Origin of the sequence: Erysipelatoclostridium sp. MSK.23.31 (assembly GCF_019125875.1) — a bacterium.
GTDB classification, from domain to species: Bacteria; Bacillota_I; Bacilli_A; order Erysipelotrichales; family Coprobacillaceae; genus Thomasclavelia; species Thomasclavelia ramosa.
Window position 1 is genome coordinate 257,159 of record NZ_JAHOCB010000001.1, and the last position, 13,863, is coordinate 271,021.

General features: G+C 32.2%; 16 protein-coding genes. All 16 read right to left on the reverse strand.

Annotation, left to right across the window (positions count from 1 at the left end):
* Nucleotides 1–9: 9 nt before the first annotated feature.
* The 16 genes from KSU54_RS01150 to infA all read right to left on the reverse strand — a co-directional run bounded on the left by KSU54_RS01150 (nucleotide 10) and on the right by infA (nucleotide 13,861).
* On the reverse strand, nucleotides 10–840 hold the full coding sequence (locus KSU54_RS01150; RefSeq protein ID WP_003536875.1) for a MurR/RpiR family transcriptional regulator: 831 nt from the start codon (nucleotides 838–840) through the stop codon (nucleotides 10–12).
* A gap of 72 nt (nucleotides 841–912) precedes the next feature.
* Nucleotides 913–2,361, reverse strand: coding sequence for a glycoside hydrolase family 1 protein (locus KSU54_RS01155; protein ID WP_003536874.1), 1,449 nt, complete (start codon nucleotides 2,359–2,361; stop codon nucleotides 913–915).
* A complete protein-coding gene (locus tag KSU54_RS01160) occupies nucleotides 2,351–4,570 on the reverse strand; it encodes a diguanylate cyclase domain-containing protein (RefSeq protein WP_003536873.1) in 2,220 nt (739 codons plus the stop codon). The genes KSU54_RS01155 and KSU54_RS01160 overlap by 11 nt, the downstream gene beginning before the upstream one ends.
* A 13-nt stretch (nucleotides 4,571–4,583) precedes the next feature.
* A complete protein-coding gene (locus KSU54_RS01165; protein WP_008793109.1) occupies nucleotides 4,584–5,489 on the reverse strand; it encodes an alpha/beta hydrolase in 906 nt (301 codons plus the stop codon).
* Nucleotides 5,482–6,681: a hypothetical protein gene (locus KSU54_RS01170; RefSeq protein ID WP_003536870.1), complete on the reverse strand. Its 1,200-nt coding sequence runs from the start codon at nucleotides 6,679–6,681 to the stop codon at nucleotides 5,482–5,484. The genes KSU54_RS01165 and KSU54_RS01170 overlap by 8 nt, the downstream gene beginning before the upstream one ends.
* Nucleotides 6,682–7,149: 468 nt before the next feature.
* A complete protein-coding gene (locus KSU54_RS01175) occupies nucleotides 7,150–8,028 on the reverse strand; it encodes a histidinol-phosphatase (RefSeq protein ID WP_003536863.1) in 879 nt (292 codons plus the stop codon).
* Nucleotides 8,015–8,752 (reverse strand): tRNA pseudouridine(38-40) synthase TruA, encoded by a 738-nt coding sequence (truA, locus tag KSU54_RS01180; RefSeq protein WP_008793111.1) that lies wholly within the window; start codon nucleotides 8,750–8,752, stop codon nucleotides 8,015–8,017. The genes KSU54_RS01175 and truA overlap by 14 nt, the downstream gene beginning before the upstream one ends.
* Nucleotides 8,752–9,552 carry an energy-coupling factor transporter transmembrane component T family protein gene (locus KSU54_RS01185; protein ID WP_009300670.1) on the reverse strand — a complete coding sequence of 267 codons (801 nt, stop codon included), beginning with the start codon at nucleotides 9,550–9,552 and terminating at the stop codon, nucleotides 8,752–8,754. Before KSU54_RS01185 ends, truA begins: the two co-directional genes overlap by 1 nt.
* Nucleotides 9,545–10,396, reverse strand: a complete 852-nt coding sequence (locus KSU54_RS01190) for an energy-coupling factor transporter ATPase (RefSeq protein ID WP_117792567.1) — start codon at nucleotides 10,394–10,396, stop codon at nucleotides 9,545–9,547. Before KSU54_RS01190 ends, KSU54_RS01185 begins: the two co-directional genes overlap by 8 nt.
* Nucleotides 10,372–11,202, reverse strand: coding sequence for an energy-coupling factor transporter ATPase (locus KSU54_RS01195; protein ID WP_003536859.1), 831 nt, complete (start codon nucleotides 11,200–11,202; stop codon nucleotides 10,372–10,374). The genes KSU54_RS01190 and KSU54_RS01195 overlap by 25 nt, the downstream gene beginning before the upstream one ends.
* A 99-nt stretch (nucleotides 11,203–11,301) precedes the next feature.
* A complete protein-coding gene (rplQ, locus tag KSU54_RS01200) occupies nucleotides 11,302–11,664 on the reverse strand; it encodes a 50S ribosomal protein L17 (RefSeq protein ID WP_003536858.1) in 363 nt (120 codons plus the stop codon).
* A 32-nt stretch (nucleotides 11,665–11,696) separates the two neighbouring features.
* On the reverse strand, nucleotides 11,697–12,641 hold the full coding sequence (locus KSU54_RS01205) for a DNA-directed RNA polymerase subunit alpha (RefSeq protein WP_003536857.1): 945 nt from the start codon (nucleotides 12,639–12,641) through the stop codon (nucleotides 11,697–11,699).
* 49 nt (nucleotides 12,642–12,690) lie between these two features.
* Entirely contained in the window at nucleotides 12,691–13,083 is a 393-nt protein-coding gene (gene rpsK, locus KSU54_RS01210; RefSeq protein WP_003536855.1) for a 30S ribosomal protein S11, read from the reverse strand.
* A 19-nt stretch (nucleotides 13,084–13,102) separates the two neighbouring features.
* Nucleotides 13,103–13,468 carry a 30S ribosomal protein S13 gene (gene rpsM, locus KSU54_RS01215; RefSeq protein WP_003536853.1) on the reverse strand — a complete coding sequence of 122 codons (366 nt, stop codon included), beginning with the start codon at nucleotides 13,466–13,468 and terminating at the stop codon, nucleotides 13,103–13,105.
* Nucleotides 13,469–13,494: 26 nt separating this feature from the next.
* Nucleotides 13,495–13,608: a 50S ribosomal protein L36 gene (gene rpmJ, locus KSU54_RS01220; RefSeq protein WP_008793112.1), complete on the reverse strand. Its 114-nt coding sequence runs from the start codon at nucleotides 13,606–13,608 to the stop codon at nucleotides 13,495–13,497.
* A 31-nt stretch (nucleotides 13,609–13,639) separates the two neighbouring features.
* Complete coding sequence (gene infA / locus KSU54_RS01225; RefSeq protein ID WP_003536851.1) at nucleotides 13,640–13,861, reverse strand: translation initiation factor IF-1; 222 nt, start codon at nucleotides 13,859–13,861, stop codon at nucleotides 13,640–13,642.
* Nucleotides 13,862–13,863: the final 2 nt, after the last annotated feature.

The following is a 13,863-nucleotide window of genomic DNA, read 5'->3' on the forward strand; positions in this document are numbered from 1 at the left end:
CCTGCCCCCTTATCTTCTTGGATATAATAATCCATATCTTACATACAATACATCAAAAAACGTTTTCATCACTGTCGTTCCAGAAATTGATGACTCTGTAAAATCACTTTCTTTACCATGAACAACAAAAGTTTTATCAGCTAATTCAATTACTTCACTTTCAGCATTTAAAGTAACTAAAATTACTTTAGCTTCACGATTTTTAATTGATTTGATTAAATCCCCAACCGGTGATAATCGCGCTCGAACTGAAAGTACAATAGCCACACTATCCTCATCTAAAAGTTCAATTCTTTGACTATCGTCACCACGATCAGCAAAGGCGTATGAAAATTTACCTAGCTTAACTAATTTAAATTGAATATCTGAGGCTAAAATCTTATTAAATTGGAAACCAAAAAAATGTAACTTTTTCGCATCATAAATAATATCACATAGGCGATCAATCTCATGAATATTAATATGTTTCTTACTCTCAATTAATGAATTAATTGTTAGATCATAGACCATATCAACACAGTGTACAGGATTTTGATGAATCTCTACTAAATCATCAGGATGGAGTTTAATCTCATGACTTGCCTGTTTTAATCCTACTTGTACTTCCTTTTTAAATTCAGCAAAATTATCACATTTTAAAGCTTTGCAAAAACGGGAAATGGTTGCAGGCGAAGTATAACATAAGTCCGCTAACTCATTGATTGAGATATCTGGAATCTTTTCAATATTATTTAATACTTGATAACAGATCGTATAATACATATCTTGGCTGTATGAAGCATTAATATATGTCAATAAATTATACAAGATATCAACTTCAGTATTTTCTTTACGTCTCATGTTCATCCCTCTTCTCTCTCACTCATTATACACAATTTATTGAAAAAGAAAAACAGGATTAACCCTGTTTCCTTATAATTCTTCACCATTAGTTTCAATTACTTTTTTATACCAATAGTATGAATCTTTCTTATAACGATTTAAAGTACCGCTATTTTCATCTTCTTCACGATCAACGTAAACAAAACCATAACGCTTTTGATATCCATTTAACCAGCTTAATAAATCTGTATATGACCATGTACAATAAGCAAGAACACGGCATCCATCATCACAAGCCTTCTTCAATTCCTCAATATGTGCTTTTAAATAAGCAATTCGATATGGGTCATGTACTTCCCCATCTTCTAACTTATCAAAAGCTCCTAAACCATTTTCACTAATAACAATTGGTAAATCATAGCGTGATGTAATTTCACGACAACACATTCTAATTCCCATTGGATCAATTGTCCAATCCCAATCAGTTGTTGGAAGATTAGCATTTTGAGGATTTTTATAAAGTCCTGGTACACCTTGAACTTTAGCAGTACCTTTTTTACCAGTCGTATTCATTTCATGACTTGTTCCAACACCATCGATATCATTAAATTCAACTGTAGTTGTTTGATAGTAGTTAACTCCCATGAAATCAACTAATTGTGCAGCTTCTTTCATGATAGCATTGTCACCTTCTTCAAAAACAGGGGCAACACCATTAGCCTCTAAATAAGCAAGAGCAGCGCGAGGATAACGCCCATAAGCATAAACATCCATCCAATAATAATTCTTCAAATCATCATAATCTGCTTTAGCCATTGCATTTTCTGGTTTATTGTCAATTGCATAAGATGGACTATAAGCAAAACTTGCTCCAACTTTCGCTTCTGGCCATAATTCTTTTAATGCAATTACACTTTTAGCATGTGCCATATTTGCATGATGATTAACTTGATAGAACATTTTCATATCATCTACTTTTCCTGGGGGATGCATTCCTTCTAACCAGCCAAAGCTAGTAAAGATATTCTGTTCATTCATGGTGATCCAGTATTTAACACGATCACCATATCGTTTAAATAAAGTAGTTGCATAGTTTACATAATCATCAACAATTTGACGATTTTCCCAACCATGATATTGCTCCTCTAAAGCTTGAGGCATATCCCAGTGATATACCGTAACCATTGGCTCAATTCCATATTTTAAACATTCATTAATTAAATTATCATAGAATTGTAAACCAGCTTCATTAACCTCACCGTTTCCATTTGGATAAATTCTTGTCCAGGCAATTGAAAAACGATAAGTTTTTAGACCCATTTCTGCCATTAAAGCAACATCTTCTTTATAACGATTATAATGGTCTACAGCTTTATCACCTGTTGTTCCTTTGAAAGTTTTCCCAGGGATACGTACAAATTTATCCCAGTTGGAAACTCCCTTACCATCACTATCCCAAGCTCCTTCTACTTGATAGGCTGCCGACGCACTGCCCCAAAGAAAGTCACTTGGAAAGCCTTTACTGTCTTTAAAATACATCTTTTTTCCTCCTATTTCCTTTTTTATTACGCTTATGGCAATACATCTCCCGATCTGCTTTATCTAAGAGTTCACGAACTGTTAAATCTTGATATTGATCAAAAAGACTAATTCCATAAGATAATTCTACTTTAAAATTACGTTTTATTAAAGTGTTATGATAGATTGTTTTATCATTTATTAATTGATCAATTTCTGAAAGAGCAAAATCACTTTGATTTGGTAAAAATACTGCAAATTCATCACCACCAATACGCCCAATTACACCAAATTCATCAAAAGCATCTTTAAGAATCTTAGCTCCCGTGATAATTGCTTCATCACCACCTTCATGACCATAAGTATCATTGATAATTTTTAAACCATCAAGATCCACAAAAATCAATGCACCTTTATTAATATTCATATATCCTTGTACTTTATCAATAAAACCTCGGCGATTCCATAGCCCCGTCAGCTCATCATGTTTTGATAAATTATCTAACTTCTCAACTAAATTGATCGTATTTACAACTGTTCCTAATTGACTAGAAACAAAATCTAAATCTACAAAATCACGATATTTCAAATCACAAACAAATATTCCATACTGTGTTGTTCCAGAATAAACTGAGTTAACAACATATTCATTACAATTACTAAACAATCTCTTTTCTGAAAATATTCGATCGGTTTTAACCAGAATTTTATCATCAGGAATAATAATCTTACCATTAATTATACTTCCTTTCAAAATAACCTCATTGGGTAAAACTGTAAATTGTGTCATATAACTAGTAATTGGTTTTTCATACAAATATAATCTTGCATTACCAATATTCAGCTGCTTTAAACATTCAAAAATAGTATTGTAGTTATCATACTCGTTTCGAACACTGAGCATTCCTCTTGATAAAATATTAACCAGCCGTTTCTCTTCACAAGAAATCCTTGTTCTTTCACTTAAAATAGTATTATAATGCATGCCAATAATTTGTAGGATTTTTTGATTGAAATGAATAATTGATAGATTATTACGATAATCACTAAGACGCTGACTAACCACATCAATAACTTTTAAAATTCTTTTTAAATCAATAAACTCAACACTATCTAAATCTATTAATTCTTGAATTAAATTTGAAAATTTTGTATATGTTTTTTCTTCGAATAAGTCATCATTATGAAGTTCAACTAGAAAAGTAACTAAATCAATTACGCGTTTGCGGGCTTCAATAATAAAAATACTGTGGTTATTATTAAAAATATACTCCATTAAAATATTAACGATTTTATCTTTGTCGCTCTTTGTATAATTAACTATTTGACGATATAATCGTTCTTCTAAATAACCCACTTTAGCAGCCGAATCTCGTTTAATAAAATCTACATCGACAAGTGTTGTGAATTCAGCTGGAATTTCTCCTCGCAATGATAAAACCCCATCCATGACAGCATAAAATCCTAACTGTGCTGCTTCGGCACGGATAGTTGCTAGAGGCGGGTTTACTTTTGATGCTTCTTGAACATCATCAAAACCAACTACTTGAACATCTTCACCAATTCGAATCCCTCGTTCTTTTAAAACTTGATACGCATCAAAGGCAAGATTATCACTTGCACAAACAATAGCATCCAAATCAGGATTCAAATCCAATAATTTCTTGGCATATTCAGGATAACCACGTTCAAATGTTGCTGTATGAATAATTCTTTTTTCGTCAATGACGATTCCGTGACTTTTTAATGTTTTTTTATATGCAGCTAATCGCTCATCCGACCCTTTATTTTCATAAGGACCAGCAATCATCCCAATTTTACGACATTGCTGTTCTTGAATTAAACTAGTTACTGCATCCTCTATCCCTTTAGCATTATCAAATGTTACTAGTGAATTATTTCCAAATTTATGGTTTAAAGTAACAATTGGCACACCTTCAAATTCTTTTACGAATAATTCTTTTAAACGATTATTCCCATGAACGATACTTGAGACACTTATAATTAATAAATCTAAATCTTTTGTCTTGGAAAATTTATAAGTTGTATTTTTTTGAAACTCATACCTTGAATTCCCGTAGATGTTTGAGCTTCCTACAAATCCACCAAAAAATACAACTAAATTAACATCCAATTTTCCGGCTGCATAACTCGCTCCCCGCCAAATTTCAGTAGTAAAGATATTATCGCTATCATCTACCAGCAAGCCAATTTTTAATTTATTGTCCACAAATACCACCAGCCTAATTTACATACTTAGTAATGAAATTCGCTAATGTCTTTCTAAATTCATCGGTTTCTTCTAATTCATATAAATAACGTTCATCTTTTAAAACAAATAATACTTTGCTACCACGGTTCGCATTATATAATGGATAGACCATACTTAATGGTACAAAATCATCTTCTTTCATGTGGATATATAATGTTGGAATATCATTATGTTTGACCATTTCAGCATAATCTTCTTTAATATTAACTTTAATTTCCTGTTTAATCTTACGCTTAATTAAACGCATTGTTGGAAATTTTGGTACTTTATAATCCTTAATCATTCGATAGCCTAAAATATCATACACACTTGTATAGGCTCCATCACTAATAATAGCTTTAACATTTTTTAATAAATGTTTACTAGCTGCTTTTAAAATAGTATTAGCACCAGCTTCTTTACCATATAAAATTATTTCATGCTCTTTTCCGTATGTTTTTAACAAATATTCGTTCCAGCAAACAAGATCTTTTACATCTTTAATACCTAGTCCACGGATATATCCATCACTTTGACCATGGGCACAAGCATCAACTAATAAGATATTCCAATCAGGGTATCGTTCTTTAAAAAACGGTACATATAAAGTCATATCTTTAGCCTCCAGAGCAAATGGATGCAAGATTACTAAAGTTTTTTTCGCATCAACTGCTTCAATAAGGACACCTCTTAATCTAATACCTTGGTGATTTTTTATATAAATGCTTTGCGCATCATATTTTGTTTCTAAAATACTTGGTTTATCATCTTCTTTATGATGGCGGTATAACATTGCTTTAACGGTTTTATTAGCAAAGGCATTTAAAGCTCCAGCCCCGGATGCTAACCCAGCTAAAACTGCTAATGAGGTAACTACTTTTTTTCCTTTTTTATCCATTTTTACCATACTCCTTATAATTTTCCATTAATAATCGATTGATGTTACTAACTTGTTCAAAAGAGCTTAGACGGTACTCGTCATGTTCCATTCTTCCTGCATAGAAACGAATGGCTTTTTCTAACTCTTCACGAATTGGTTCACGATACTCTGGTGGGAAAGTAGAAATCGGGAAGCAAACAAAAACAAATGTATTATAATCTTTTGAAAATAAATTAATCAATAAATCATATCCTTCGTTTTGTACGATTGAATTTCCGATAGCTAATTGTAAATCATGATTTGCAAAAGTCAGCATATCATTCATCACAAAACGAATAACATCCATAGCAGCATTACGATAACCATCAGCATCACTTTCAAAAATTGCTTTTAAATATGGAATGACGATGTTACTGTCACCCTCCTTTTGAAAACGAGCATCAACATAATTAAAGATTGCTTTAGTAACCCGATAATGGGATAAAACCAAATTACCAAAATCTGTCATGATTGCAAAAGCAAAACGCTGTGAATTACATAAACGCCAAATTGCTTCTAATAATGGTTCCTTAACTTGATCATAGAAAATATCCAAGTCATCAAAAACCATCCTAATAATGATTCTAAAATAATATAAATGATATTGATATTGGGTATCTAAATATTTAGCCGTCGTACCATCCCATTCATACTCATAAATAATTTTATCTAATAAAAGATTCAATGAATCCATAAATCGTTTATAATTACCATTTCGTATCAACCTTTTTAAATAAGGCATAAAGAAATCATAAAACTCATCAATTGTCTCTTGATTAGTTCCACGATGATATTCTAAATAATCTAAAATATTACGATAATCTAATGGTTCTAACATATTCTCTGTATTTTTACTATTTATATAATGTTGAAAAACATGACAATGTAAAATTGTTCGATATTTATTGAAATAAATTATTTGCTTTAAAGCATCCTTAGTAATATATTCCTCTTCCTGTTCATGAAGATCAACTGAAAATACTGTCTTCACTTCTGGTCCCGCATAATCTAAAGTTACAAAGACATTGATTTCTCTAAATTGCGTATCACGAATATAATAATGGAACTTATGTTCAAATTTTTTTGTTTGAACACAACTATGACAGCGGTACTTACCTTGATAATTACTCTTATGCTCTTCTAAATATTTGTGTATACACTCACGTGCCATGACTTCACCTCCTAGTTCCTATGTAACATTTTACCACTTATGTACCAATAATTAAACCAATACGAAAAAATAAGTACCCAATTATTACAATTAAGTACTTATTAAATATTAGCTATGTTTTTTCATAATAACCGATACATCTTGTAAACCAAGTATTGTTAATAAAAGATAATTTTGATAATCAATATCCTCACCTGTCTTAACTGCAGTAACTAGTTCTCCCACTCCATCAGTTGATTAACCATAAAAAAGTATGATTCACTTCAATAATCTTTATCCAGATTGAAACTTCTTGATCTTCTTTTGTTCTTACAAAAAATTTCAATACTACCATTATATACTTAAACAACAGCATATAATATCTTATTTATGCTTGTAAATCATTAGCTATAATACCCTAAAATATTGTCGCTCCTTTATTAATTATTCGTGATAAAAGATGGAACCTAACGCTCTTAGATTCCATCCTTATTTACCTTTTTTAAATTCAGGTATATTAATTACATTTAATTTGTGACGCCATGCAAACTTCTCCAAAGCTTCAAAATCATCCTGATTGAAATCATCAGGGCTATGCGCATCAATTCCAAGAATCACTTTACACCCTACCTCTCCAACAATATCAAAAAAGTGACTATTGGGATATGGATATTGGATTTCGTCCCCGACTTTACGATAGCCACGGCGAATCCCACCAGCATTAACTTCTAAAGGAACGTCTTTTTCTAATGCTTTTTGACATATTTCCCGGGTAATATTTTCACATAACTCGTCGAAATATACTTTTCCAACCATAAATAAGTCAGGATGAGCTACATAAGAAAATAAATTAGTATCTAATGCTTTCAACAAATCGTTTTTATAACTAATTATTTCTTCATCACTAATATCCATCTTACCATAATAACGAGTATGAACAGTGTACTTATTAAAGTGATTTCCTAAAATCAAATAATCTGCTTCTCCTGAATTTAATAATCCTTGATAATAATCTAAATATTCTTCAAAATACTCAGCTTCAAAACCTTGATATATTGTAATTTGATCACAATATTTTTCCTTTAGCCGCTTTACTTCTTCAAGATGTAACTGCTTATCTTTATATGGCATTCGCATTGCAGGACCATTAGTAATGATTGCTTTACAAGCAACCGCAAACGAACGAAAATGATTAAGAGTATAACGCATTCCTTTAAAGATATGTTTACGATAACGTGGTAAAGGAACATGCTCACTAAAGCCTAAAACTTCAATACCTTCTTCAATTGCTGATTTAACCATTGCTTCTTCATTGCCAACCGCATGACCGCAGCGGAATGTATGTGTATGAAAATTAGTTTTCATCATAAAACACCTCATGTAAGTATAGTCCCTGGGGCTTAGCCTTAAACAAACACTTCTGTTCACCTTTGCTATCTAATAACTCTTGTAATCGTTCTTTAGTAACCCGTTTTGCCCCAACTTGAATTAGTCCACCAACGATATGCCGAACCATATAACGTCTAAATCCATTTCCAACTAAAATAAATTTAATAATCCCCTTTTCATTAGTAATCGACAACTCATATAGTTCTCTAATTGTATTACCATACTGATCATAGCTACAAAATGATGCAAAATCATGCTCACCAATAAATATTTTAGCTGCTTCTCTCATCAATTCTAAATCTAATGGTCGTCCATATTGAAAAATATAATTCGTTTCAAATGGACTATATTCATTTGTACTTAATAAATAATGATATTCTTTTTTTATTGCACTATAACGACTATGAAAATTCTCATCAACAAAGTATGAATCTAAGATATATATATCATTTGGTAAAAAATGATTAATTGCCCGTTTCCACTGCGCTTCAGGCATTTCTCTTGTAGTATCAAAATGAAAAACTTGTTTAGTTCCATGAACCTTTGCATCGGTTCTTCCTGAACCATGAATAATAATCTCTTCTTTGCATATATTTTTTAATGCCTTTTGGATCTCGCCCTGTACTGTTCGTAATTTATTTTGCACTTGAAAGCCATGAAATTTACTTCCGTCATAGCTTACACTACATTTAACCCTAACCATTACAAAACAAAGCTCATTATAATCACAGTACCGGAAACAACTATTGTAAGTGCAAAGGCCATTGTATCACTGGTCTGCCAGTTTAATGATTTATAACGAGTACGCGATGCTTCAGGATTATAATTACGACTTTCCATTGCATTGGCAAGATCCTCAGCTCGTTGAAAAGCAGAGATAAATAAGGGAATAATTAGAGAAACAATCGCTTTAATTTTTTCCGAAATACTACCTTCATTAAAGTCAACACCGCGGCTTGCTTGAGCTTTCATGATACGCTTAGCTTCATCTAATAAATCTGGAATAAAACGTAAAGCAATTGATATCATCATCGCCAATTCATGAGCAGGAAAACCAAAACGCTTAAACGGATTCAATAGATTTTCAATTGCTAGTGTTAAATCGAGCGGTTTAGTTGAAGATGTTAAGATAGTTGTCAAAGTAATAATTAAAATTAAGCGAATAAAAATATACGCTGATTGAATCAATGCCCCCGAATAAATCTTAAGTGATCCAATTGTGAATAATACACTTCCTGTATTGATTAAAAAAATATTAAAAATCATTAAGAAGAGCATCATAAAAACCATCGGTTTAATTGCTTTTAAAATATGTTTAATAGAAATATTTGATAATCCTGCAACTAACAAAACAAATACTCCCATGATACCATATCCAATAAACCCTGCATCAAAGAAAATAGCAATTAAAAAGATTAGTAGAGCTCCTATTTTTAATCGGGGATCTAATTGATGGATTAAAGAATTAACAGGAATATATTTACCAAATGTCATATTATCCATTTAATTCACCGCCAATCGCTGCAATGAGCTGTTCAATATTATTAATTGAAGAATCAAGATTAAATCCTTGATTATTTAGTTTTATGATAAAATTAGTAATGATTGGTAAATCGATCCCCAAGCTATTTAAATACTCACTATCCTTAAAAACATTAGTGACTGTATCATGTTTTTCAACTTTCCCGTGATTCATTACTACTACTTCATCACAATATTGTAAAACATGATTCATATCATGAGTTACTAAAATAATAGTTTTACCACTTTCATTTATTCGTTTAAATAAACTCATCATTTCATTAGTCCCTTGCGGATCTAATCCAGCAGTTGGTTCATCCAAAATTAAAATATCCGGATTCATTGCCAATATCCCCGCAATTGCTACTCGGCGTTTTTGACCACCTGACAAATCAAAAGGCGATTTATTTAAATAGCTTTCCTCTAATCCTACCGTTTTGAGAACGTTATGAGCAATTTTTTTAGCCTCTTCTTCACTGACTCCAAAATTCATAGGTCCAAAAATAATATCCTTTTCGATTGTTTCTTCAAATAATTGATATTCAGGAAACTGAAAAACTAGCCCTGCTTTTTTACGAAGTGGTTTTAATTTACTTGGTTTGTCGGTTGCTGTAATTAGATATTCATCAATATTGATACTCCCGCTTGTAGGTAGTAACAAAGCATTGATATGTTGAATCAAAGTACTCTTTCCGCTACCGGTCTGTCCAATAATCGCTGTAAAGCTTTGATCAGTAATTTTTAAATTTACTCCTTTTAAAGCATGGTAAGCAAAAGGGGTATTTTCACTATAAATATGTTCTACTTCTTTAAATGTAATTGACATAATTCTGTAATTAATACCTCCTCTTGTAAAGACATGCTAGTCCTAATGTTTAATTTTTCTAAACCCTTAGCTACTTTTAAAGCAAATGGGATATCTAATTCATATTTGACCAAATTGGCTTCATCACTTAGGATATCCTTAGGATTACCACTTGCAACAACTTCACCAGCACTCAACATAATTACCTGATCAGCATTTTTAGCTTCTTCAATATCGTGAGTTATAGAAATAATCGTAATATCTTTTTCTTTATTTAATTCCTTAACTAGACTATTAATTTCACGCCGTCCCATTGGATCTAACATGCTTGTTGCTTCATCCAAAATAATGATTGTTGGAGCCATTGCTAAAATACCAGCAATTGCCACTCGCTGCTTTTGCCCCCCAGACAATTTAGTTGGCTCATGATCAAGAAAATCACTCATACCTACTTTAGCTGCATAAGTATTAATGATTTTATCCATATCACTTTGTGGTACACATGTGTTCTCTAAACCAAAGGCTATATCATCACGAACTGTTGCCCCAATGAACTGATTATCAGGATTTTGAAAAACAATTCCTATATTATCTCTGACTTTATATAAATTTTCCAAATTAAGTTCGTATCCATTAATAATAATTGAACCGCTCTTTTTTTCTAGTAGTCCAATTAGTAACTTTGCAATCGTACTTTTTCCGCTACCATTATGTCCTAAAATAGCAACATAATCTCCTTTATTTATATCAAAAGAAATATGATTGATCGTCTTTAGACCAGCTTCATATTCAAATGATAAATCTTTTATTTCAATGATTTTATCCATCTTTTTCACCACCCGTTTAACTACTCCTAAACATTCTATTATTATTACTTGACTTAGTCAAGCAAAGTAAAAGAAAAAAGACCCGAGGGTCTTTAACAATTAAACTAAAGCGATGATTGCCATTGGGGCATTGTCACCTTTACGGTTGTAAGTCTTTAAGATACGAGTGTATCCACCATTTACATCACTATATTTAGGTGCAACATCATCAAATAATTTTTGTACTGCAGTTTTTCCAGTTTCAGCATCAACTACATTGTGTAATACAGCAGCAGCTTGACGTCTAGCGTGTAAGTCACCGCGTTTACCTAAAGTAATTAATTCTTCAACAACAGAACGAACTTCTTTAGCTCTAGTTTCTGTAGTTTCTAATTTACCGTACATAATTACTTCTGTTGCAAGAGAACGTAACATTGATTTTCTAATATCAGAAGTACGTCCTAATTTTCTATTTTTAGCCATGAGATTAGCGCTCCTTCCTTCGTACTCGCGAATTAATCGATAGGTTTAAACCCTAACCCTAATTCAACTAATTTTTCTTTTACTTCTTTTAACGATTTCTTACCTAAGTTTCTTACTTTGATCATATCATCTTCAGATTTAGCGGCAAGATCTTGAACAGTTTGGATACCTGCTCTTTTTAAACAGTTGTATGAACGTACTGATAAATCTAATTCTTCAATCGTCATATCTAATACTTTATTAGTTGTATCACTTTGAGCTTCAGACATAACTTCCATATTCACAGCCATATCAGTTAACTCTACAAACATATTTAAATGTTCTACTAAAATCTTAGCAGCTAATGAAATAGCTTCATAAGGTTTTAAAGCTCCATTTGTTTCGATTTCTAAAGTTAATTGATCATATTTGGCACTTTCCCCAACACGAGTTGGTTCAACTGCATAAGATACTTTTTCAACTGGTGAATAAATTGAATCAGTAGGAATAATACCAATAGTATTAATTTCCTTCTTATTTTGATCAGCACTTACATAACCACGATCTTTTTTAGCATATAATTCCATGTATAAGTGAGCACCTTGAGCAACATGAGCAATTTCCATATCATTAGAAATCATTGTTACTTCTGAAGGGCATTGAATGTCAGCACCTGTTACAGTAGCAGGTCCCTCAACATCAATAATCATTGTAGCCGATTCATCACTATCCACATCAAAGACTAATTTCTTAAGATTTAAGATAATTGATGTAACATCTTCGACAACACCATCTACTGCAGAAAATTCATGGATAGCACCTTGAACTTTAATTGCATATACAGCAGATCCAGGTAAAGAAGATAGAAGAACTCGACGAAGTGAATTCCCCAAAGTTGTACCGAAACCTCTTTCTAAAGGTTCAATAACAAATTTACCATAATTATCTGTTTCATCATAATTAGCTATATTAAAATTTGCTTTTTCAAACTTTTGCATCTATTTCCCTCCTCACTAGGAATTATTATTTTTTTTGATCATACAATAATTATCCACGAGGACGTTTTGGTGGACGGCACCCGTTATGTGGAATTGGAGTAACATCATTGATTGCAGTTACTTCTAATCCAGCAGCTTGTAAAGCTCTAACAGCTGCTTCACGTCCTGGTCCAGGACCTTTAACACATACTTCTACAGATTTTACTCCGTGATCCATTGATGCTTTTGCAGCAGCTTCAGAAGCCATTTGCGCAGCAAATGGAGTAGATTTTCTTGAACCTTTAAATCCTAATGCACCAGCACTAGACCATGTTAATACATTACCATGTTCATCAGTAATTGTTACAATAGTATTATTGAAAGTTGAATGAACATGTGCTACACCTTTTGCGATATTCTTTTTTGCACGTTTTTTACCACGTACTTGTTTAACTTTTGCCATTTCTAGTTCAACCTCCTATCTATTTTTTCTTTCCTGCGATTGGTTTTGCCTTACCCTTACGAGTACGAGCATTTGTTTTAGTCTTTTGACCACGAACAGGAAGTCCTTTACGATGACGGATTCCTCTGTAGCTTCCAATTTCCATTAAGCGTTTAATGTTTAAAGCTACTTCTCGACGAAGGTCACCTTCAACTTTAATTGATTCTATTTCTTTTCTAATTGTACCGATTTCATCTTCAGTTAAATCTTTAACTCTAGTGTTCTCGTTAATTCCAACTTTTTTCAAAATTTCTTGAGCTGTTGGTTTACCGATACCATAGATATAAGTTAATGAGATAACCACACGTTTGTCACGTGGGATATCAACTCCAGCAATACGAGCCATTTTATTTCCTCCTAATTAACTACTAATTAACCTTGTCTTTGTTTATGTTTAGGGTTTTCGCAAATAACCATTACGCGCCCTTTTCTTTTAATTACTCTGCATTTATCACACATTGGTTTTACAGATGGTCTTACTTTCATCTTGTCTACCTCCTTTTGGAAGATTTAAGTTTTATTTATGTCTAAATGTAATTCGCCCACGTGTTAAATCGTATGGAGAAATTTCTACCGTAACCCTGTCCCCCGGTAAAATGCGAATGTAATGCATACGGATTTTACCAGAAACGTGAGCAAGGATTTCTACTCCATTTTCTAACGCTACTTTAAACATTGCATTTGGTAATGTTTCAAGTACCGTTGCTTCTACTTCAAGAACGTCATCTTTCTTTGCCATAG

Bases quoted from the DNA above. Each gene is read 5' to 3' on its own strand.
- KSU54_RS01150 (WP_003536875.1), bottom strand. From the start codon at position 840: ATGAGACGTAAAGAAAATACTGAAGTTGATATCTTGTATAATTTATTG.
- KSU54_RS01155 (WP_003536874.1), bottom strand. From the start codon at position 2,361: ATGTATTTTAAAGACAGTAAAGGCTTTCCAAGTGACTTTCTTTGGGGC.
- KSU54_RS01165 (WP_008793109.1), bottom strand. From the start codon at position 5,489: ATGGATAAAAAAGGAAAAAAAGTAGTTACCTCATTAGCAGTTTTAGCT.
- KSU54_RS01170 (WP_003536870.1), bottom strand. From the start codon at position 6,681: ATGGCACGTGAGTGTATACACAAATATTTAGAAGAGCATAAGAGTAAT.
- KSU54_RS01175 (WP_003536863.1), bottom strand. From the start codon at position 8,028: ATGATGAAAACTAATTTTCATACACATACATTCCGCTGCGGTCATGCG.
- truA (WP_008793111.1), bottom strand. From the start codon at position 8,752: ATGGTTAGGGTTAAATGTAGTGTAAGCTATGACGGAAGTAAATTTCAT.
- KSU54_RS01185 (WP_009300670.1), bottom strand. From the start codon at position 9,552: ATGGATAATATGACATTTGGTAAATATATTCCTGTTAATTCTTTAATC.
- KSU54_RS01190 (WP_117792567.1), bottom strand. From the start codon at position 10,396: ATGTCAATTACATTTAAAGAAGTAGAACATATTTATAGTGAAAATACC.
- KSU54_RS01195 (WP_003536859.1), bottom strand. From the start codon at position 11,202: ATGGATAAAATCATTGAAATAAAAGATTTATCATTTGAATATGAAGCT.
- rplQ (WP_003536858.1), bottom strand. From the start codon at position 11,664: ATGGCTAAAAATAGAAAATTAGGACGTACTTCTGATATTAGAAAATCA.
- KSU54_RS01205 (WP_003536857.1), bottom strand. From the start codon at position 12,641: ATGCAAAAGTTTGAAAAAGCAAATTTTAATATAGCTAATTATGATGAA.
- rpsK (WP_003536855.1), bottom strand. From the start codon at position 13,083: ATGGCAAAAGTTAAACAAGTACGTGGTAAAAAACGTGCAAAAAAGAAT.
- rpsM (WP_003536853.1), bottom strand. From the start codon at position 13,468: ATGGCTCGTATTGCTGGAGTTGATATCCCACGTGACAAACGTGTGGTT.
- rpmJ (WP_008793112.1), bottom strand. From the start codon at position 13,608: ATGAAAGTAAGACCATCTGTAAAACCAATGTGTGATAAATGCAGAGTA.
- infA (WP_003536851.1), bottom strand. From the start codon at position 13,861: ATGGCAAAGAAAGATGACGTTCTTGAAGTAGAAGCAACGGTACTTGAA.